This window comes from Donghicola eburneus (assembly GCF_900115865.1).
Taxonomy (GTDB): domain Bacteria; phylum Pseudomonadota; class Alphaproteobacteria; order Rhodobacterales; family Rhodobacteraceae; genus Donghicola; species Donghicola eburneus.
Genome location: NZ_FOXY01000001.1, coordinates 519,531 through 540,689 on the forward strand (window position 1 = coordinate 519,531; position 21,159 = coordinate 540,689).

General features: G+C 55.5%; 16 protein-coding genes. 9 read left to right on the top strand and 7 right to left on the bottom strand.

Annotated elements, in window-relative coordinates:
- Window positions 1-25 precede the first annotated feature (25 nt).
- Together BM225_RS02465 and BM225_RS02470 are read right to left on the bottom strand one after the other, a co-directional pair.
- Window positions 26-898: a sulfotransferase family protein gene (locus BM225_RS02465; RefSeq protein ID WP_072706388.1), complete on the bottom strand. Its 873-nt coding sequence runs from the start codon at window positions 896-898 to the stop codon at window positions 26-28.
- A gap of 52 nt (window positions 899-950) precedes the next feature.
- Entirely contained in the window at window positions 951-2,786 is a 1,836-nt protein-coding gene (locus BM225_RS02470; protein WP_072706389.1) for a glycoside hydrolase family 16 protein, read from the bottom strand.
- Between the two features lie 494 nt (window positions 2,787-3,280).
- Here BM225_RS02470 and BM225_RS02475 point away from each other — a divergent pair, with 494 nt between their 5' ends.
- From BM225_RS02475 to BM225_RS02510, 8 genes are all read left to right on the top strand, one after another.
- Entirely contained in the window at window positions 3,281-4,468 is a 1,188-nt protein-coding gene (locus BM225_RS02475) for a lipopolysaccharide biosynthesis protein (RefSeq protein ID WP_072706390.1), read from the top strand.
- A gap of 262 nt (window positions 4,469-4,730) precedes the next feature.
- Window positions 4,731-6,989 (top strand): GumC family protein, encoded by a 2,259-nt coding sequence (locus BM225_RS02480; RefSeq protein WP_072706391.1) that lies wholly within the window; start codon window positions 4,731-4,733, stop codon window positions 6,987-6,989.
- Window positions 6,990-7,045: 56 nt separating this feature from the next.
- Entirely contained in the window at window positions 7,046-8,095 is a 1,050-nt protein-coding gene (locus tag BM225_RS02485) for an acyltransferase family protein (RefSeq protein WP_177218562.1), read from the top strand.
- Window positions 8,085-9,263 (top strand): glycosyltransferase, encoded by a 1,179-nt coding sequence (locus BM225_RS02490; RefSeq protein ID WP_072706393.1) that lies wholly within the window; start codon window positions 8,085-8,087, stop codon window positions 9,261-9,263. Before BM225_RS02485 ends, BM225_RS02490 begins: the two co-directional genes overlap by 11 nt.
- Complete coding sequence (locus tag BM225_RS02495; protein ID WP_072706394.1) at window positions 9,260-10,285, top strand: glycosyltransferase family 2 protein; 1,026 nt, start codon at window positions 9,260-9,262, stop codon at window positions 10,283-10,285. Before BM225_RS02490 ends, BM225_RS02495 begins: the two co-directional genes overlap by 4 nt.
- The gene (locus tag BM225_RS02500) at window positions 10,282-11,169 is read left to right on the top strand and encodes a glycosyltransferase family 2 protein (protein ID WP_083595671.1); all 888 of its coding nucleotides are present in this window, start codon (window positions 10,282-10,284) and stop codon (window positions 11,167-11,169) included. The genes BM225_RS02495 and BM225_RS02500 overlap by 4 nt, the downstream gene beginning before the upstream one ends.
- 1 nt (window position 11,170) lies before the next feature.
- Window positions 11,171-12,220, top strand: a complete 1,050-nt coding sequence (locus BM225_RS02505) for an acyltransferase family protein (protein WP_072706396.1) — start codon at window positions 11,171-11,173, stop codon at window positions 12,218-12,220.
- Between the two features lie 9 nt (window positions 12,221-12,229).
- Window positions 12,230-13,072 (top strand): sulfotransferase family protein, encoded by an 843-nt coding sequence (locus BM225_RS02510; RefSeq protein WP_072706397.1) that lies wholly within the window; start codon window positions 12,230-12,232, stop codon window positions 13,070-13,072.
- A 66-nt stretch (window positions 13,073-13,138) separates the two neighbouring features.
- On the opposite strand, the gene BM225_RS02515 is transcribed toward BM225_RS02510, so the two are convergent.
- The 5 genes from BM225_RS02515 to BM225_RS02535 all read right to left on the bottom strand — a co-directional run bounded on the left by BM225_RS02515 (window position 13,139) and on the right by BM225_RS02535 (window position 19,383).
- Window positions 13,139-14,335 (bottom strand): polysaccharide biosynthesis/export family protein, encoded by a 1,197-nt coding sequence (locus tag BM225_RS02515; protein WP_072706398.1) that lies wholly within the window; start codon window positions 14,333-14,335, stop codon window positions 13,139-13,141.
- A 14-nt stretch (window positions 14,336-14,349) separates the two neighbouring features.
- Window positions 14,350-15,717 carry an O-antigen ligase family protein gene (locus BM225_RS02520; RefSeq protein ID WP_072706399.1) on the bottom strand — a complete coding sequence of 456 codons (1,368 nt, stop codon included), beginning with the start codon at window positions 15,715-15,717 and terminating at the stop codon, window positions 14,350-14,352.
- Window positions 15,714-16,598, bottom strand: coding sequence for a sulfotransferase family 2 domain-containing protein (locus BM225_RS02525; protein ID WP_072706400.1), 885 nt, complete (start codon window positions 16,596-16,598; stop codon window positions 15,714-15,716). The genes BM225_RS02520 and BM225_RS02525 overlap by 4 nt, the downstream gene beginning before the upstream one ends.
- Window positions 16,599-16,631: 33 nt before the next feature.
- Window positions 16,632-18,635: an acyltransferase family protein gene (locus BM225_RS02530; RefSeq protein WP_143095340.1), complete on the bottom strand. Its 2,004-nt coding sequence runs from the start codon at window positions 18,633-18,635 to the stop codon at window positions 16,632-16,634.
- A gap of 199 nt (window positions 18,636-18,834) precedes the next feature.
- Window positions 18,835-19,383: a calcium-binding protein gene (locus tag BM225_RS02535; RefSeq protein ID WP_072706402.1), complete on the bottom strand. Its 549-nt coding sequence runs from the start codon at window positions 19,381-19,383 to the stop codon at window positions 18,835-18,837.
- A 989-nt stretch (window positions 19,384-20,372) separates the two neighbouring features.
- On the opposite strand from BM225_RS02535, the gene BM225_RS02540 reads away from it, so the two are divergent.
- A complete protein-coding gene (locus BM225_RS02540; protein ID WP_072706403.1) occupies window positions 20,373-21,107 on the top strand; it encodes a dienelactone hydrolase family protein in 735 nt (244 codons plus the stop codon).
- Window positions 21,108-21,159 lie beyond the last annotated feature (52 nt).

Below are 21,159 nucleotides of genomic sequence, written 5' to 3' on the forward strand. Positions count from 1 at the left end.
TGCACTACTGGGCAGAGTCGTCTGTTTACGCCGTAGTCACGTCTGCGAGGGCGGCAAAACGGCGCCACGGAGTTTGGCGGCCGATTAAACGCTCCAGCTTCTCGACATCACGGGCATAGTAGTCGGTTAGATAGCGCTCTGTGTCCGCGGTCATAGGCGCCACCACATCGCGGATCGACTGGCGGTTTGACGCGCGGAGTTGTTTGATCGGAGGTACGCCTTTGGCCGTTTCAACAATTCTTCCCATGCCGTTTTTTCGCGCGAAATTTCCGAACTTCCACAGGGTCTCTCCAACAGTGGCATTCTTGTAGCGCACGCTCTCGTTCGCGCGCAGATCCAAGAAGTCGTCCAAGGGCCTCAGGCCCAACGCATCCGTGACCTGCCGCGCCATGGCAGCGCGGTCGATATGGATGTCTTCTTGAAACAGCACGTGGATCTGGTCTGCGGGAAAGACATCGTACCATCGCTTAAGGTGATGCGCGTAACGACCCTGATCGCGGTAAAGCGGATTGTTGTCGAGTGCGGTTTCAAAGACGGTATTCTTGCCAGAGACATGCCCTTTGCGAACCTCATGCAAATGGTTGGAAAAGCACCGCGCGACAGGATCCCGCAAGGTGACAAAGACAGTTATTTTGGGGTTGTAGGCATACGCCCGTGCGGGCGCATCTGGGTGGATGAAATATGAAGGCGAGATTTCACCGCGCGCGATGCTGGGGCTGTCACACGCAAAATGACGATCGTACCACTCGTAGCCGCGGTCGAAATAATAGCTAAAGAAATCGACCTCCTTGTCTTCGCTCACCTGCACATCGGGGCTCTGTTGCAGCACCCCATATAGCCAGGTCGACGCGCATTTCTGCGCCCCGATCCCCACGAAGGTTGCCCGTGTATCGTTCATCCGTGTCTCCAAAAAATCTTTGCTTTTAAATGTCGTGTGGTGGTCGTCATCACTAACTGAGCCCAATCATTTGGCGCAGCGCTTCCTGACCGATCCCCTCGACGAGCAGGCTGTCCTCGTCCGAAAAAATAATCTGAGTCCCCTCGGGGACGTCGCGGAACCGCCAGTCCGCTCGGGTCGCGTTGAGCGCGTCCGAAAACAACAGGCTGTGGTTCGGCCCAAAGCCACGCAGCTGATCTTGCGCGCTGGGCAGATCAATTCTGACCCTCACATTCGCTAGGTCTTGAGGAAGGACAAATAAGTCATTTCCCACGCTGCCTTCTAGTGTGACGTTCTTTACCGTCGTCTCGAGCCTGCTTCCTTCTGGTCGCGCGGTGAGCGTGATGCCTTGGGCCTGTGCGATCGCGCGTTCAATGTTCGCAGGGACCACCATGTCGATGCGCGAGATGATTTCGTCAACGCCGCCGTCTACGGGTTCGTCGATCACGGTTTCAGGGTGCGTGACAAAATAGCGGTCGGAGCCAGCCGTCCCAACCATCCTAACCGGTGCGCCATCGTCTGTGTACCACGCCTCTGGGCCATCGCTGTTTAATACGCCATCGTCGTCGGTATCGCTGAGCGCAGCGCTGGGTTTCAGGGCATTCACCCGCCAATGGTCCAAAGGCACCGGCCATTTGACGTCAAACTGATGAGGAGAGAACGCTTCTACGGTCGTCTCTTTGAAAATAACGGTATGCGGATCACCAGGGTCCGCACCTGTCGGCAGCCAAACGTCGGGACCTACCTGAGTCAGACGCTTCATCGCACTCGCTGAGGAGGCAAAGGGATATCCCTCTAGCGTCACAATATCATCGGGCCCAAAACCCGAAATCACCTTGTTAAAGCGACTTCGGGTCAGTCCAATCTGGTCGCGCCCACCAGTTAGGTGAACCACATCAAAGCCATCACCTGGCGCGATATAATCGTCACCCAGCGTGTCGAACACCTCGGTGCTACGATGATCGAAAGCAGAGGCCCCGTCCGCCAAAGAGATTTTGGTTTCAGGACTCAAGGCGCGCACCACGACGCTTTGCACGACGAAAGCGTTTTGAGGATCGAGAACACGGTCAATCGCGTTCGGGCGCGGGGACCAGAAGCCCCCGCGCGCCGTAAACTGGTCATTCGCGATCAAAAACATGGGATCGTGCACGTCATCGGGCGTTGGTGTCCGGTAAACTTCCCTTAGGCTGTCGCGGTCCTTGCCGAAGTAAAAGACGATGCTCTCTGGCGACCACATGACCGCATACGTATGAAAGTCATCGTAGATATTCGCTTTGAACTCGCCTTGCGCGTCAACCAGCCGCCAGAAATTATAGACAGTCGTGTTGCCGCGCTCTTTTGACTTAGGGACGGCGTTTTTCAGCTGCTCGGCAAAGGGGTTCGTGATGTTGACCTCGTGGGTCTCTTCCATGTTCCGATCCCGTGCATCAAAGAACACGGCGGTGTTGAAAGTGTTGTCTTTGGGCGTCGGCTGATCGAGACCCGCGCCATACGCTTCGACGACATCGATCTCTGGCGGCCAGCCAAGTCCGGCGTGGGTTAACCAAAAAGCTGGCCATCGGCCTTTGCCCCGTGGAAACCGCGCGACAATCTCGAAATACCCATATGTCTGCGCCCACGTTTGCGACGTTGTGATCTCGGCGCTCGCATAGCGCACGCGCTGCGCTTGTTTTCCTTGGCCGGTGCGGTGCATGTAATCGTGCACAGCCTCTTGGGTCACGGCAGGTAAACGCGCAGACCGAAGGTGGAGTCCGTCCTTCGTTGGCGCGTGAAGAACAGGCAGCGCGTCATCGGCATCTCCCTCAAGAACGCCATGATCCAGAAATACCGCTTCGGCTGCGTTGGTCATGAGCCGTCCATTTCGGGGTAGGGTGCTCCACAGTCCTTTCACGCCGTCAAATCGGTTCAGCCCCTGTTCAAACCGTTCTTCCAAAATAAGAATCGTGTTCGATAGGTCTGGCCCCGAATGACCTGGCGCACCCGTTACCCCTATCGAAATGATTGTCGCCCAAAGGCGGAGATGTTTCGGGAAATGTACGGCGAAATGCATTGTCTGACGTCCAAATCGATACATTGAAAATTGCAAATACAACTCTGCCGCGATATTGATAAATGCGGACTATTGTCATTTCACTAGCATTATAGCAAAGGCTCTGTCATTAAGAAGCTATTAATTGGCAAATATACGGCATCGTGGATTGCATCATGCAGGCGGATACTTCGGCGGGCGCTGCGCCCCGTTCTCCATTTCGAGAGATATTTAAGAAAGCTGCGTCTTTGCTTGGGGCGCGGGTATTTGGCAATATACTGACATTAGGATATACCGTTCTGATAGCAAGATTGGTGCCCGCAGCGGAATTTGGTGTCGTCATGGCCGGGTTCTCTTGGGCGATGCTCTTGTCTATTGTTCTGTCTCTGAATGTTGAATCCGGATCTATTCGTTTCCTTGTTGGATACATTGATGCTGGAAATCGAAGCCTTGCGACTGGCTTTGTTCAATATAATCGTCTGCTGATTGGTGCATTCAGTGGTCTGTCACTTGTTGCTTTCGCACTGCTGTGTTGGGCAGATGTTCTCGATGCGTCTCAAGAGGTCGTGCAAATATTTGGGGTCGCGTTGATCGCCGCGCCAATCGTTGCTCTGACCCGCGTGTACGGTCGTCACGCAACAGCTTTGGGCCAAGTCTTGCGGGGCGGATTGCCGATCATGCTTGCACGGCCGGCAACAATTTTCTGTCTTGTAGGGATCGTTTGGCTGAGTGGTGCGCAACCAACTGCTCTGCAATTGATCTGCCTTATCTTGGCTGCTTTTGTTGTGACAGCGGGCATGCAGGCCTACCTACTTCGTCAAACCTTCCGGTTCGCCCAAGGTGCCGCTCCAAATTATGCTGACCAACGCAAGTGGCTCGAGACCGGCTTGGCGATGGCGCCCTTGCTTTTGCTGCGTGACAACCTGAAACACGTGATCGTCGCGAGTGCGGGGCTTGTTTTGAACGCTACGGAAGTTGGTCAGGTTGCCCTCGCGCTGTCGATCATGAGCCTGCTGTACTTTGCGATCAAGGCGGTCGATATCTCTTTGAGCCCGCAATTATCCAGAGCCCTGCAGGCCAAGAATACCCAGCGTGTTACCGAATTGGTTGGCGCCTCTGCCAAGCTCAAGCTCGGCGTTTTGATGTCTGGTGCCATAGGGGTGATCGTTCTCGGCGATTGGGTCTTGGGACTGTTTGGAGAAGAATACCTTGCGGCTCACATGGCATTGTTGGCCGCAGCGATCATCCCGCTAGCGGATGGCCTGTTTGGGCCAGCGCAAATTGTTCTGAATGTAAGCGGGCATCAGCGATACGTCTTCGTGGTCGCGGGTTTTGGCGCAATACTGTTGTTCTTGGCGACACTCTTGGGGGGCTGGGGCGGTGGCGCCATCGGTGCAATCATTGGTGCAAGTCTAGCCTACACAATTCAACAATACCTTTTGTGTTTAATGTCAAATCGATCCGCAGGGATCGACACTTCTGCTTTAAGTGTTTTGCGTTAATAATCGATCAATCGACTCCTTGCGTTTATTTAATCTTCTGAATGTGGATTTTGGTCGATCTTCGGGGCTGTATTAACCAATTTGCAATTCCAACTGCATTTATTCAATTGCCTACAAATATCATTTAGGTACATTGATTGGGAATCGGATGGTTAAATGCCTCTGAAGTCAATTTCGTAATAATTAATTACACAATTCGTTTGTGTCCCTATTTCGTGGAGAGAGTGCCGTGCGCTTTGATATGACGGAGCGAGATCGTTTCATGCCCGAAGTTGATCTAGGCGACGTGCTTCGGAATATGCAGCAAAAGCTGTTCCGTAGATGGCACCTGATTGCGGTATTCGTTTTCGTTGCGGCTGCTTTGGCTGTGATCTACGTGGCGCGTGCAACGCCGCAGTACACGGCGAATGCGTCGATCCTGATTGACCCACGAACCGGGCTGAACCCTGGTCAAAACGAAGGTTTGGCGCCGGGGCTTCTGACCTCTGACGGACTGACCGTGGATTCCGAGCTTCGCATCCTGGGTTCTCGCGAGGTCACTGCCCGTGTTGTCAGTGCGCTCGGCCTGGAAGAGGTGGAAGCAGACAGCGAGGAAAGCTCTGGTTTTGGTTTGATGGATCTGGTCAGAGGTCTGATGGCGGGCCTGCGCGGTTCCGAAGCAGACGCGGATCCAGAGGGATTGTCTGATGAGCTGGTCCGCCAGCGCAAACTCGAAGTGCTGAGGACCGAGTTTGTCCGCGGCCTTGAGATCCGCCGATCAGGCGACAGCTATATCATCGACATTTCCTATACCTCACCCGATCTGGAATTTGCGCCTTTGGCGGTGAATACGCTGATCACCGAATACCTTGAGTTATCGCGCGAGCAGAACATCGCAGGGGTTGAGCGGAACCAGCAGTGGCTGGCTGGCCGTATCGAAGAACTTGGCAAAGACGTGGAGGAGGCGGAAAACGCAGTCTCTGTCTTCCGCCAAGAGAACAATTTGCTGAGCCCCGAAGGATCGCTTCTGCCGATCGAGGTTGCGCTAAATGCTGCGATTGACGAGCAGGTCCGCCTGAGCACGCAGGCGCTGGCGCTTGACGTCCAGATCGAGCAACTTGGCGAACAGATCGCTGCAGGGCAGTTGGACGCTGTCCAGGTCCAGCCCGAAGACCGCACCAAAGCGCTCGAGGAATTCGAAGCGATCTATGTGGAACTGCTGCAGCAAGAGCGGATCGTTCTGCTGAACCGCGACGAAGAGTCTGCGGCAGCGATCAACTTGCGCAACCGGATTGAGCAGCAAGAAACGCTGATCCTAGAAGAATACGGCCAAGTGAAAGAACGGCTCGAAGCGAGAAGTGCGTCCTTGCACCGCCAGATCGCTGCGACCGAAACCCTGATCGAAGGGCTTAGCGCTGATTACGGGGATGACTCGCAGAAGACCGTGGAATTGCGAGGCCTAGAGCGCGAAGCCAACGCCAAGCGCGAACTCTACGAGCGTCTGCTCGAGCAATACAACAGCGCCTCGCAGTTGGTTAGCTTTGACGCGACTTCGGCACGGGTGATTGCGTGGGCCGTGCCGCCGGACAGCAAGTCGGCCCCCCGGTCCAAGCAGATCGTCGCAATCGCAATCTTCAGTGGCTTGGTTCTGGCTGTCGGTTTGATCGTTGTGCTCGAGGCTTGGGACAACAGCTACCGCAACAAACAAGACATCTCTCAGGAGTTGGGGCTCGACTTTCTTGGCATTTCGCCGCGCTTCGGCTCTGATCGTAGCTTCCGCCGGAATGCGCTGTCGACCAAGTGGAAAGCATTGCGGTCTCGTGGCGGCGCGCTGTCGCAGATGGACCGCAGTGCCATGTGGTTTGACTTTGCTGCATCCCATCCAACGTCGATTTTCGCGCAAACCATGCGGGCGATCCACTTCAACCTGACGATGCTGCGGCGCAAAGCTTCTCAGACGCGGCAAGGGATGGTTGTTGGTGTCACTTCGTCTGTCAAAAACGAGGGCAAGACCAGCACTGCGCTGAACCTTGCGACCTATCTGGCAAGCCAAGGCGAGCGCACTGTTTTTGTGGATCTCGACGTCATGTCGTCCGAGGCAACGCATCTGCTGAACCCTGCCGTGCCGGAAACGAACAGCCTGTCCATGTTGTTACAAAACGCAGAGCAGACGGCTGCGCGGCTCGAGCCGGTGCCTGACACCCCGAGCCTGACCCTGATTGGCAATTTTGACCAGATTTCCAGCCTTGGTCCGCAGCATAGCGATGCTTTGGCCGAAGCACTGGCGCACCTGCAGACCAAGTACGACTACGTGGTCGCGGACTTGCCTCCGTTCCACGGGGTTGCAGAGACGACATTCCTGTCTGGTCTGTGCTCGAGCCTCGTCTTCGTCGTCAAATGGGGGGGCACACAGCGGCCAGAAGTGAAGTCCGCCCTCCGCAAGGCAGGCGATGCCAAGTCCAAGATAATGGGCATCGTGTTCACCCAAGTGCGCCTCAAGGCCTACGACGCCACCAGCCGCCACGAAAGCTACTACCTCTGAACCGTTCATGGGGCCCAGAGACCCGACACGCCAATTTTGAACCGATTGAGACGATGATGAAACTTCATTCCATTCAATACCTGCGCGCATTGGCGGCGCTGGCGGTTGTGGGCCTTCATGCCAGCAAGCGGGTCGAGGATCAGCTGCCTGAAGCGGCGTTGCCGCTTTTCCAGCTGGGGCACGCGGGCGTGGATTTGTTTTTTGTGATCAGCGGTTTCATCATTTGGTTCATTGGCAGAGGCTCACAGCAAGATCCCGCCACGTTCCTGATGCGCCGCGTCCTTCGGATCGCACCGATGTACTGGGGGGCAACGTTGGTTTGGCTTTTGATGGTCCAAGCGACTGGCGCTGGATGGATTTCGATCACGCCAGAGCACGTGATCCAATCGCTGACGTTCATACCGCATTTCAACCCAACATTTCCCGAGCGGATTTGGCCTGTGCTCATTCCCGGTTGGACGCTGAACTATGAGATGTTCTTTTATCTGGTCTTCGCTTCGATGCTTATTCTGCCAGAACGTCAGAGGCTCCTCGGGATCGTATCTGTGATGATGGGTCTTGTTTCCTTGGGGATGGTGACGTTCCCGAGTTCGGCTTTAGCGCAAGCGTACACTAGCCCGATGCTGCTGGAGTTTGCGGCTGGGTGTCTGGTGGCAGAACTTTGGTTCCGTGCTCAGGGCGGACCGCTGCGCAATGTGCTGATGATTGGACTTGGCGTGTCCTTGTTCGCGATCTACGGGCCCGACGTTGCTGAGAATGACCACTGGAGCAGAGCTTTGTTCTTTGGCATTCCTGCGGCGCTGGTCTTGTCTGGCGTGGTAGGGCTTGGTACGGCAATCCCCGCTATGCCGCGCCTAGAGCAGCTTGGTGACGCGAGCTACGCCATCTACCTCTTCCACGTGATTTTATTGGCCCCCGCAGAACGTGTCTGGTCGATGCTGCCGGCGCTTCATGGGTCACAAAGCGGTTTCGTGTTCATCGCTGTGTATCTCGCCATGACCTGCGTCATCGGTGTCTGGATATTCGAGCGTGTTGAAACGCCGATGCAGCGCTCTCTCGGAAAACTCGTCTCATTCTCTAAAGGAAAGCAAGCCTATGAGAAGTGATAGCCCCACACTCCAAGCCCCCAAGCGAATAGAAGTCTTTGGCTTTGATGTGGCTGAAATCTCACAAATTCGCCGGATCAGAGCGCTGGCTGCGCTGGGTCACCAAGTGCACAGCTTTACCATGCGGCGTGAGAACATGAACAAGGCGTTCGAGCCCGATTGGCCGAACACGCACCTGTTTATGACCGAGAACGAGAACCTACAAAAGCGTGTAGCAGTTGTCGCGAAATCCATCTGGAAAATGCGGCGATACCGCAAGAGCCTCGCGACGGCGGATATGATCATTGCGCGCAATCTGGACATGCTGGCGATCGCCTGCGCCGCGCGTCTGATTGCTGGGGCTCCGCGAACGCCCATTGTCTACGAATGTCTGGATATCAATGGGGCGCTTTGCAGAAACGATCTAAAGAGCCGGCTCATGCGTGCAGCCGAACGGTTTCTGCTGCGACACGTTCAGTTGCTGGTGGTGTCGTCTCCGGGCTTTGTCAGAGAATATTTTGCGCCGATCCAGAACTATGTTGGTCCAACGGCGCTGTGGGAAAACAAGCTGGCGGCTGGGTGCCATTTGCCTGCGCGGCCGACGCAGCGACCATTGGTGGATCGACCGCTCCGGATCGGGTGGGTCGGCACTATTCGCTGTGCGCCAAGCTTGCATATCTTGGCCGACCTCGCGGACAGGCTTGGACCCAAGGTCGAAATCCGGATTCACGGTGTCGTCCATCGCCATGCGCTTCCGGATTTTGATGACGTCGTCGCGGCGCGCCCCTCGATGACGTTTTGTGGCGGTTACGCGTATCCAGATGATCTGACCCGCGTCTACGAGGACTGCGATGTCGTGTGGGCGCAGGATCTGTGGCAGCGGGGGAATAACTCTGACTGGCTCCTCCCCAACCGGATTTACGAAGCCAGTTGGGCAGGGTGCCCCAGCATCGCTCTGGCTGACACCGAAACTGGGCGCCGGATCGAGGCTGATGACTTGGGCTGGGTGATCCCATCGGGTGACGGCAGAGCCTTGGCGGAACTCCTCAGCACCCTTTCGCCTTCAGCAATTCAGGCCAAGGGCCAAGCGCTGCTCGATCGTCCCGAAACCGATTTTGTCCAATCCTACGAAGAGATTGAAACCGTTGTGAGGCAACTGTGCAGCCAGAAAAAAGGATCAATCTCATGAACGCCTTAAGCCAATCCTTTTACACGGCGAATGCGCTTGATCCGCGTTCGGTTTTGGTCGCTATCCCAACTTTTAACGAAGAGGCGCATATCGCTAACACCTTGCACGAGCTATTGGATAACGACGTCGCCATGCTGAGTGTTAAGATCGTGGTCGCGGACGGGGGGAGCACAGACCGCACCTGTGAAATCGTGACCCGATTGGCCGAGCGTTACCCCAATCTAGAACTCATCCATAACCCCGACAGAATCCAAGCCGCAGCAATAAATCGGGTGGTCGAAACATGCGCCGAAGCGCATCACGAGTACCTTGTCCGGGTCGACGCTCATGCCAAGTACCCGCGCGGCTATGTCTTGCGCGTCGCTAAGACACTCATGGTTCACGATGCCGCGGCGGTCGCGACCGTCATGGATTCTGTCGGCGACAATTGCTTTCAGCGTGGTTCCGCATGGGCCATGGAGACGATACTGGGGACTGGCGGTTCCAGCCACAGGGGCGGGCATAAGTCTGGCTATGTCGATCACGGACATCATGCAGGGTTTCGTTTGGACTTCTGGCGCCAGACCGGCGGGTATGACACCACTTTCATTGCGAACGAGGACGCGGAGCTCGACTACCGGCTGGGAATGATCGGCGGGAAGATCTGGCTCGATGCCACGATCCGACTTGATTACATCATGCGGGCCACGGCGATGAAACTGGCCAAGCAATATTGGAACTACGGCACGGGCAGGGCGCAGACGATCCTTCATCACAAGATTCAGCCGCGTCTGCGCCAAATGGTGCCGCCGGTAATTTTTCTGGTGAATTTGTTCAGCATTCTTCTCGCGACGACGTTCCCAATGCTCATCCTTCTGCCCGTCTCATACGTGCTGATCCTCGCTGGAACAGCGTTATTTCTGGCGGCAAAGCATCGCTGTAAATGCGCCCTGATGGCGGCGCCGGCGCTGTTCATTATGCACCAATGCTGGGGGGCGGGGTTCCTTGTCTACATGTTGCGGAACGTGAGGCGCTGGGTATGAAGATCGACGTTTGCATCTGTACCTACCGACGCGCTCATATCCGCGACACGCTGCTTTCAGTTGGGGCGGCAACGATCCCAGACGGTGCGGCCGTGAACATTATCGTCATTGATAACGATGTGACACCCAGCGCATCAGAGCGCGTTGCCGAGGCGGCAAAAGCGATTCAATTGCCGATCTCTTACCATCACGTGGCGGGTGCGAATATCTCGATCGCGCGCAACGCAGCGCTGGACCGCGCAAGCGCGGACTGGATTGCATTTCTGGACGACGACGAGGTGGTTGATCCAGATTGGCTGACCAATCTCATCGCTCGGCAGGTTGAGACTGGAGCAGATGGCGTCTTTGGTCCGAGTTATGCCAACTATGGCAAAGATGCGCCCGCATGGGTCCGCGAGGGCGACTTTCATTCGCAGTTCGCAGCGCCGCGTGATGGGATTGTTCAAACAGGCCACACCTGCAACGGTCTGCTGCGTTGGCGCGCCACCCCTTGGCAATCGCAGCGCTTTGACATCACGCGGGGCAAGTCTGGCGGTGAGGATACCGAGTTCTTTTTCCGTCTTTGGCGTATGGGGGCGGTCTACGCGATTGCCACAGATGCCATTGTCCGCGAAGACGTACCGCCAGCGCGCCTCTCGTTGCATTGGCTCCTCAGTCGCCGTTTCCGCATGGGGCAGAGCTATGCGGCCTCTGCGCAGTCGCCGATGCGTCGGGCACAACTCTTCAGCTTGGCGGCGGTGAAGTCAGCCTACTGCTATCTCCGCACCGTGCCAAATCTGCGTAACCCAGTCAAAAAAGCGTTCTGGATGATGCGCGCAACCATGCACGCGGGCGTTTGCGCGGGGTGCTTGGGGGTGCGTCAACCAGAGCTATATGGAGGGTAAGATGCAGCCAACAAAGCTTGACGGATTGCAATGCGGGCGCGCGGTGGCGGCGCTTATGGTCGCTGTGTTCCACGCCAACGTCTTTCTCTTGCCCGCCAAGTTTTATGATGGCCAAGGCGCAGGAGCGATATTCGGCTTTGGCTATGCAGGGGTCGAGTTCTTCTTTGTTTTGTCTGGATTTATCATGATGTTTGTCCATGGCCGTGACCTTGGACATCCGGACAAAGTGGGCACTTTCCTGTCAAAGCGCATTTTGCGTATTTACCCAATCTACTGGATCATTCTCACGGTCCTACTGCTTCTCTATGTCCTGTCACCTGGCAGCGGGCCGCAACATGCGCAGGATCCGATCGCGATCTTGGCTTCATATCTGTTGTTTCCACAGCCGGACAACGGTCCGATTATGCGGGTGGCGTGGACCCTGCAGCACGAGATGCTGTTCTATCTGATCTTTGCTACTCTCATGATCAACCTCCGCCTTGGCATTGCGTTGAGTGCGGTTTGGGTCTTTGGTTGCCTTGCTGTGCTGGTCTCCGGCGTCGATACCGCGTATCCCGTGGACTTTATCTTTAAATCACACAATATACTGTTTCTATTCGGTGTTGCCGTTGGTGCGGTTGTCCGCCGCGTGCCACAGAGCATGGCGCGCATCTGCTTCTGGGGCGGGGCGCTCGCCTTTGCCAGTCTCGGAGCTTTCGAAAGCCTCAACGACGCGCCGTTTCCCGAAGCTTGGATGCCGATCCCCTATGGTGTGGCTTCGGCATTTATCATTATCGGTCTCGCGAACGGCGGGCTGCCCGCACCGCGCTGGCTGACCCTGCTGGGGGATGCGTCCTACGCGATCTACCTCGTTCACATGCCAACCATGACCATCGCTGCGGTGTTTATCGCGCGATCAGGCCTCCACCACATCTTGCATCCTTTGCCGATGCTCGGGCTCATTCTCCTCCTGGTGAGTGTGGTGGGGGTCTTTGTTCACAGGGCCGTCGAAAAGCCTTTGCTTTCGTATTTTAAGCGGCGTGCCTCTCCTATTGTAAAAGCTCAGATTTAAGAGACTCTTATGTCCAACACACTCAAAAGACTGCCTCATTTTATCATCATCGGTGCCATGAAGTCGGGGACGACCAGCCTCTATCGCTATCTGGCCGAACATCCCGACATCGAGATGTCCCGAGAAAAGGAAACAGACTTCTTTGTCGCGGAGAAGAATTGGGAACTCGGGATGGATTGGTACTCCAGCCAGTTCTCCTCTGATAAGAAGGTGCGCGGAGAGGCGAGCCCGAACTACACCAAACAGCGCGACTTTCCCGGCGTCGCAGAGCGCATGCATGCGTTATGTCCCGAACTGAAGCTCATCTACATCGTCCGCGATCCGGTGTTGCGTGCGGTGTCCCAGTTCAAGCACAGCTTTATTCAAGGCACACTCAATCCGGAAATTCAGACCTTTTACGGGAGCCACGAGTACGAGCACATCATGGACGCGAGCAAATATGCCTCGCAAATGGATGCTTATCTCGCTGTTTATCCCAAAGAATCTATTCTGGTTCTGGATTTCGATGACCTGGCGACGACACCGCAAAAGTGCATGGATCAAATCACCGACCACATCGGGATCGCGCGTCACGCGATTTTCCGCAAAGGCAAGCAAAACGACAGCGTGGAGCTGTCACGCATTCCCGCGCCGATCCTCCGCTTTGCCCAGACACGCAGCGGGCAGCGGATGGCCGCGATGGTTCCGCGTAACGCACGGGACAAAGTGCGCGGTCTGCTCGCACGTGGCAAAGAGCGTCGCGCGCCCGAATTCCCTGCGGATTTGTTGGCAACGATGAAGAGCGAACTTTCCGCGGAAACCGCACGGTTTCGCGCGATGACAGGGCATCAATTCGCGAATTGGTCTGTTTAACCTGACATCTGCAGATGGTCTTGTAACTTTGATGATCCGGCGCTTGATCGCGCCGGTTTTTTCGTTTCAGCCCGCAAGGTCTGCAGATACCACCAGGATATCGCCAGGCATGAGTTCGGTGTTGATCGTGACGACCTGCGGCGCAAAACTCTCGGCGCGCGGCCCCCGAATTTCGAACACAAGGCTCGCACCACCCGTGACGCCCGACAAGCTATCAAGGCCGCCAGTCAGAAGTGCGATTTCGTTCAACGAAAGCAGGTAGTTCTGCTGCGCACTCGCCAAACGGCTTTTGGCGTTTTGCAGTTGGACCAAAGCGGTCTGGCGCTGCTCTGACAGATGGTTCAGCCGCGTCCGCTCTGCCATCCCGATCGCGCGCCGCGCCGTCAATTTCGCATTCTCGAGCGCGAGCAGATCTTCGCGTTCTTCTGCCAGCCGGCGCCATGCTTCGAGCGCGCGGGAATTGGTACTCAGGCCTTTCTGCTGAAGCGCGTTGGTGTTGTCCAATTCACTGGTCAGTTGCGCGATGATCTCGCCCTTGAGGGCGATGCGCTGATCCAAGAGCTCGATCTGCTTGCCACCCTCTGCGATCTCTTGGTCCCATGACTGCATCAACGCGGCATCGCTTTGCCGTTTGCTGGTCAAGATGATGTTCTCTCCTTCGAGCCGCTGCTCGATGTCGGCGTCTGTTAGGTTCGGGATGGCGTCGCGCATTTCGTTCGTCAGGGTCGCAGGCTGGTCATCTTCTGAAAGAAAGGCATTGAGCCGTGCCATCAGCAGGATGTTCGCAGCGATCTGGTCCGCATGCTCCATCGACCTGCGCCGCGCCGCCATTGAGGCGACCTCGAGTCCGTCGCCACTACGATGCAGTGTATCGCTACCGCCCGCCATCGCGAGCGCGACCCCGACTGTCATACCGGGCACGAAATCATACGCGCCGCCTTTTTCTGCCAGACCTGCGATGATCACGGGAGCGTACTCTATGATCTCGACCGACACTGTCGGGATGCCGCTAAACCCTGCATCCAGCATTTGACCCGAAATTTCCTGCTCCATTTCATCGAGCGTCCAGCCTTGGGCAGGAATGCTCCCGAGCTCTGGTAAACGCAGGTTGCCGTCCAGATCGATGGTTGAGGTGCGGGGGCTTTCGATCAGGTCGTATTGCAAAGAGAGTTGATCACCGACGGCCAACCTGTAGGGCTCTGCTTGCGCGCTAGCACCGAAAGAGATGGCAACAAGAGCCGATGTGAGCATGAAAAAGCGCATGATTTGATGCCTCCCTAATAAGAGTGCGACGTGGATGTTATTGGGTCAGTTTCTATTGGTTTTAGTGGGTCGCGCCGTCCGCTGGCCTGCACCGGAAAGCGCGGGTAGAAGTGCTTCTTGTACTGACGCATGTCTTCTTGGGCGGACACGGTAATCGCGATGATCAAAACGATCATGAATTCGTGCCCGCGGTAGAAGGACGGCCCGAGCAAAGAGGTGATTACTACGGCTGCTAAAATAGTCAGTCCAAGAGCGGCCGAGACGGACTGATAGCGCGCCAGATAGATCCGAAGCCTGCTCCAGCTGGTGAGCAGGATAGCGAGGATCGATAGGACACCGAGCCAACCACAGCCAACCAGAATTTCCATTATAAAGTTGTGAAATGACACGCTGGTCGTTGCGCCCGCGTGCTGGGTTAACAGCCTCTCATACGCAAACTCTGGCGCGGCCCAGAACGCGGAATAGCCCACCCCAAAGATTGGATGCTCTTGACTAACATCAGCCGCGACCGACCACAATTGGGTCCGTCCCGTAAGCGTTGCATCTTTGCCAACACTGTCGAGCACGGTCTGAACAGGATCAATCCCCGCCATAACCAACGCGGCAGGCACGAGCGCAATCGCAAGCCCAGACAGGATCGCCAGCGCCGTAAATAATTGGGACGGGATATGTCTGCGGCTCAGGATGATGAACAGGGCGACCATCGGAGGCAACAACAGCACAGACGTCATGGACCGAGAGAGAGCGAGCGCTAGCACCGTGCCCCCAAGACTGAGAAACGCTGCCGCTTTAAAGGGAAGGGAAGTCTGCCATCGCGCCATCAACAGTGTTGCAGTGATCGCCAGCGCACAGAACAGCGCTCTTTGGCCAAGCATGTTCTTGTGGGAATAGATTCCAACCAGTCCGCCTGCATTGCTATACACTTTCCATGGAAAGACGCCGCTGGCCCAGTGCAGCAGAGACAGCGCGACTGTGATGCTGAGCACAACGACGACCGCTTTGACAATCACATCAAGCGAGTAGCGCCATCCCAGATAAGAGGCGATCAGGAATGTTATGGTCAGCTGAAACGCTGAAACCATCGTCTCTGCCGGTGCTTGGGACCACACAACAGAAGCCAGACACGTCAACGGGTAGGCGAAGAGCACCTTGTTCCGCATCAACATCTCAAAAACGAGTGGCCAGTTCATAAGGACGCGCAGCAAGGTGAGCGCGTAACACAGCAGCCAAATCAAGGACTGGCCAAACCCCAAGTAAATCAGTGCATCGGAACTCACCAACATAACAGCGAACAGCAGCCCAACATCCACCAGCGCCCAGAATGGCGTCGTGATCTGTTGCATGGGCATGGGTGCCGGACTGATATCCAGAAACTGGGTCATGAGGACTGTGGCGCCGTGGCGTTGCGAACAGCGCTCGCGGTTGTTCTGGGCTTCGACGCGCGTAGCTCTTTGGCGAAATCGTAGATTTCCAAATCTGGCGAGCACAGCTCTTTGAACTTCGCCATCTGACTGTCGCTATAGGGTGGTTTCTTGTCCGGTGCAGAATTCAAACGTGCCATCTTGAGCGGGACGCCAAAGATCTTTTTGTAGTTTGCGAAGAAGCTCTCCGTATCGTCCAGAAAACCGACCAGCGCGAAGCCTGCCAGTCGCTCCTTGGCCATAGCGACCATACGGTCTGTGCCGGCGGGATCGATGTCGTTTCGGCCCGACAGGTAGCGCAGATACACCTGAGCGTGTCTTCTGGCGACGGGGCTTTCCAGATATTCATCAACGTCTTCGCCGACGATCCCCGCTCGCTGAGTCATCCGGAAATTGGAGACCATCCGTGCCACCGGATCCCGCAGCAGCGTCACATATTTGTAGGAATTGCCAAAGTGCGTCTGCGCCTTGTCAGACCAGAAGACATGGCCGTGGATGAGCATCGTCCCCCAAGCCATATGCTGCAGCATCATCGCCTCGCGCAGGTCAAATGTGTGCTGCCCATGCTCTAGATCTTCATGGCACAGGAAACGATCGTTTTGATCAAAATGCATCATGGCAGCCGCCGAGCGGGTGGAAACTGCGTCGATCACCCCAATCCGTTCATTGAACGGAACTGTGGCATACATTGCCTCGGATAGAGAAGTACCCCCACATTTTGGCATGTGAACAAAGACACTTTTGTGGTTTGGCGCCGCGCCGGGCAGGCTGCGACGGCTCCGGCCCCGAAGGATCGCCAGTCGCCGGGTCAGTCGTTCGGTGAAGGGGGCATTGCGTGCCATGAAAATTCCTTGGTGCTCGTTAAATCTGCTGTTTCAATCTCGTATTGCGAGGCGTTCGCTGAACCAGCCAGCCTCGGCGGCACGCTGTCCAAAGAGTTGCGCGCCCTGTAGCGTCCAGTGGGTGTCGTCATACATGGTCTTCAGCCCTTTGGGCGTCACCAACGTGCATTCTTTCAATGTTGGGCATATTAAATCACGTCTTGATAGGAATTGCACATTGGCATTTTTTGAAACTAGGCGAATTCTTTCTTCAAGAGATTTGCTGCTTGGGCGCTCGTACTTTGGTGCGATCCGATTCAACGTGTGTATCGGACTTGATCCAGTAGACTTCTGAATGAACCAATCAAATAAAGGTTGCGATCCACCGGCCTCGAATTCAGCACTTGGGCCTAGAATGATGATCTTCTTGCCTGTCGGTACAAGTGTCGACAACATGCGCTCTAATGATGTCGCGTATTCGCGGTAATAACGCGATGCGATAACAATCGTGTCCGATTTGGAAAAATTAGGCGTATTCCTGAGCTGTTCGAGCCCTTCTGGCACCGATTTCCGGTGAATGTTGAACCGCGCGACTTCGATGTCAGGAAAAAGATCTGCGTTGAGGGTCAGAGCGTTGTAGACGTCTTTGGAATGAGAATCCCCGATCAGAAGGACCTTTCGAGTAGGCGCATCGCTAAACCAAAGGTCATTCAATTCGTGCTGCGACGGCCGCAGTGCATTCCAAGACCCGATATCCTCGTCAGGAGATAGCGCGTCCAGCAACGACCAACTCGCCTGTGCCAACATCTTGTTGTCGATTTCATTTTCACCATAAAGCTCGGCGAGAGACTGCATTTTCGAGGTTTGTTGCAGCGTGCCACTCGTGACCAATGCCGCGCCCCCGATGATCGGGAGAAGAGCGGCCCCGCAAATCGTAGCAAAGCGCATAGGTGGCATCGAGAAGCGGAAGGGACGTTCGATGAAACGATAGCCCAGATAGGACGCCCCGTATGTGGCTGCGACCCAAATACCCATCTCTGAAAGCGTGGGAGAGCCGACTGTGCTGAGGCGTCCGAAAGCAAAGATCGGAAAATGCCAGAGGTATAGGGAGTACGAAAGCTTACCAATCTCGACCATCGGTTTACTTGAAAGTAGACGGGTGAGTGGTTGATGAGGCGTCAAAAACCAGAGAAGCGCGCAGGTTGCGATAACCACAGGCAGAGTAACGAAACCCGGATGAGAGATTTTACTCAGATGCAACGTCGCGATGGAGACGCCAAAGACCATAAATGCGAGAGGTGGCGCGACCCGTTCTATCACCCCGCCAATGAGCGCTTCTGGTCTCTTTAGCCTGAGGATCGCCAAAAGTGCACCAGCGAGCATTTCCCACGCTCGGCTGGTGGGAGCATAGAACGAAAATGCAGGATGGAAGCGCGTGAGGCCCTCTGCCGCAACAAGGCTTAGGACCAAACCGACAGACACCACCCAGAAAACAGTTCGGACTGTCCCGAACTTAAAGAGGATGATCAGAAGCGGGGGGAAGATCAGATAAAACTGCTCTTCGATCGCGAGGCTCCATGTATGCAGAAACGGCTGGAGCAGTCCAGATTGAGCGCCATATTCGCTCAGTTCAAAGAACCAGAAGAAATTGCTGACAAATCCGAGGGCGCTCAGCAAAGAAAGGGCGAAACGATCTAGCTCGCTCGGGAGCAGGATCATCCACGCTGCCGGCAGAGACGCCAGCATCACGAGAAGCAACGGCGGCAGAATGCGCTTGGCGCGGCGCCAATAGAAATCTGCGATACTGATACGCCCTGTGCTCTCGAATTCTCGGATCAGGATTTGCGTGATCAAGAAGCCCGACAGCACGAAGAATAAATCGACACCGAGAAATCCGCCAGGCAGCAAGCTTCCACCGCCGATAGGTATTTTCAGGTGGTACACGATGACCGAGAGCACCGCGATCGCGCGCAGCCCATCAATTTCAGGTCGGTAAGCCAGTGAATGATGCTGAGAGGCCATGGTGCATACTGACGCCAGTAAAAAGATCTTGGGCACAGTTCACATCGGGCCCGAAATTGGCCCGCATCTAATCCGTGCACCGTGGTCCCAAGACCGCAGTTGAAAATCTGAGTGGCTCGCTCCAGAGACACGAAGGATGAAAGCCGGAATGGGCAAGATCCCAGAGCGAGATTTAATAAGACCCAAGGGCCAACCACGAAGGGCGGCCCCTGAAATTTTTATCGCGAGATGGCGATTACATGACCCAGTCGACTTCTGCGGCCAGTTCTGCGGCGGTCAGGCCTTCGAACAGGACGGTCGAGCCGTTGTCCAGTTCCATCACCGCGCCTTTGCTGGTTTCGGTGATGTCTGCAACGGTCACACCATCTTCAAGACGGATGACGTCCTCGTCGATGGTGAAGTCTTTGACCTTGCTGTTGCCGTCGGTTTCGTCACCGAAGACAAAGGTGTCAGAGTCTGCGCCGCCAAACAGGATGTTGTTGCCGCCGCCACCATAGATGATGTCGTTGCCGTTGCCGCCAGCGATACGGTCGTTGCCGAGGCCACCAACCAGCTTGTCGTCGCCGTCGCCACCGCTCAGGGTGTCGTTGCCTTCGCCGCCAACGAGCGTGTCGTCGCCGGTGCCGCCTTTGATGGAGTCGTCGCCAGTGCCACCTTTGACAAAGTCGTCGCCGCCAGCGGTCGAGATGGTGTCGTCACCACCTTCGCCATTGATGACGAGCGACACGCTTTCAGTGACGGCAAGTTCTTGGTCGCCGAGGCCGAGATTCAAAGAGATGCTCATTTCGTAGCCTTCCTAAATTTAGGTAAAGAATCTATTCCAAAATTTATCCAGCCTTTCCACTCGCGCTAACGAGCTTCAGTCGGACAATTCATAGTTATTTAATTTTGATAGAATTCGCAATTGTCCAAATTGCATATTTATACATTTTGTTTTTGTTTATTTCGACTACAGATTGGGGTGCGTTGCATTATTAGTGATCGGCGTAAATTGCAGGTATAATTTGACAAATATGCAAAACTTTGTTGATTAACCTATGCAGTCTAATGAGTATTGCTATGATTTGAGTGCGGATGCGAAGTATGTATCGTAAGCTATACTGTCATAATGCTATTATTTCGCCAATATATTCATCTAAAAGCTGATGATTCCAATATCTGAGAGTGATCCGTTTTTTGGGCCGGTCCGATTCGAATATCATCGAAATTTGAATAAATTGACCGTGCTGTGGCCGCTTAAATTTGCTTCATCCGAATGTAATGCGTTCTAGGTGCGGCAAGGGCGCACGCGCGATGCCCGAGAGAAACCGTACAATCCCGCCTCAAAGTTATCGTAAAAATGTAATATTGAAGCACAATCAAAGGTTGCATGTCCCTGTGCGCTCGTTTTCGAGCAAATAAGTCGATCGAGTTTAATGCCAGACTGACGCTTTGTTGCAGTAGTCGCAGTGTCATTGTGGGGCTATTGCGGCTTTGTGGTGGTGCATCTCGCGATATCTGGGGCAGAAAGATTCTGTGACGATCTCGCATAATGATCAACGCATGGGACACCTGTGGTCACACCAGAAGTTTCGTTTTCCGCGATCGCAGGGGGTGCTCAGACCCTGCAAACAAGCCCCGCTTGCCATCATTTCGGGCAAACCGGTCAGGACGCAGGACGCTATGGCTACGAACGAGGTCAGCGTTACGCCTTGCCTCTTACGTCCTTTGCGCCATCTCCAAACGCATGGCCCACGCAAAAAGGGGCCGCGACACCCAAAGACTGGAGGATCTATGCGTTTCGTATCTACGTTCCTGGCAGCCACCGTGTTGGCCGCCCCCGCGCTTGCAGAAGATGTTGCCTATGAGGTGGATGGTGAAAGCTTCACCGGATACTGGGCCGAGGCTGAAGATCCCAAGGGGCTCGTCCTTATTGTACATGACTGGGACGGCATGACCGACTACGAGCGCCAGCGCGCCGATATGCTGGCAGAGATGGGCTACAACGCTTTCGCGTTGGATATGTTTGGGGACGAGACCCCGACGGAGACAATGGATCATCGACGCGCCGCGACAGGCGCTCTTTATCAGGACCGCGCGCGCATGCGCGCCTTGATCGAAGCGGGAATCGCCCAAGCGACGGAGCGCTCGAGTACAGATCAGATGGTCGTCGCAGGCTACTGTTTTGGCGGCGCCGTGACCTTGGAAATGGCGCGCAGTGACATGGCAGATACGGCAGCAGGATATGCGACATTCCATGGCGGCCTTGGAACGCCCGAAGGGCAATCTTGGGACGGTGACGAGCCGCCCGTCCTAATTTTACATGGCGGCGCTGACACCTCAATTACAATGTCCGATGTCGCCACGTTCGCCGAAGAGATGGAGGCCGCGGGCGGCACATATACCATCGAAGTCTATTCCAAGGCGCCCCACGCCTTTACCGTTTTCGGCTCTGATCGCTATCAAGAGCGTGCAGACACCGAGAGCTGGGAGGCCTTCACCAGTTTCCTAGGTGCCCAGATGAGCTAAATTCGATTGGGCCCGCGCGATAAACGCCGGGCCTTTTCCATGTCTGGAGGCA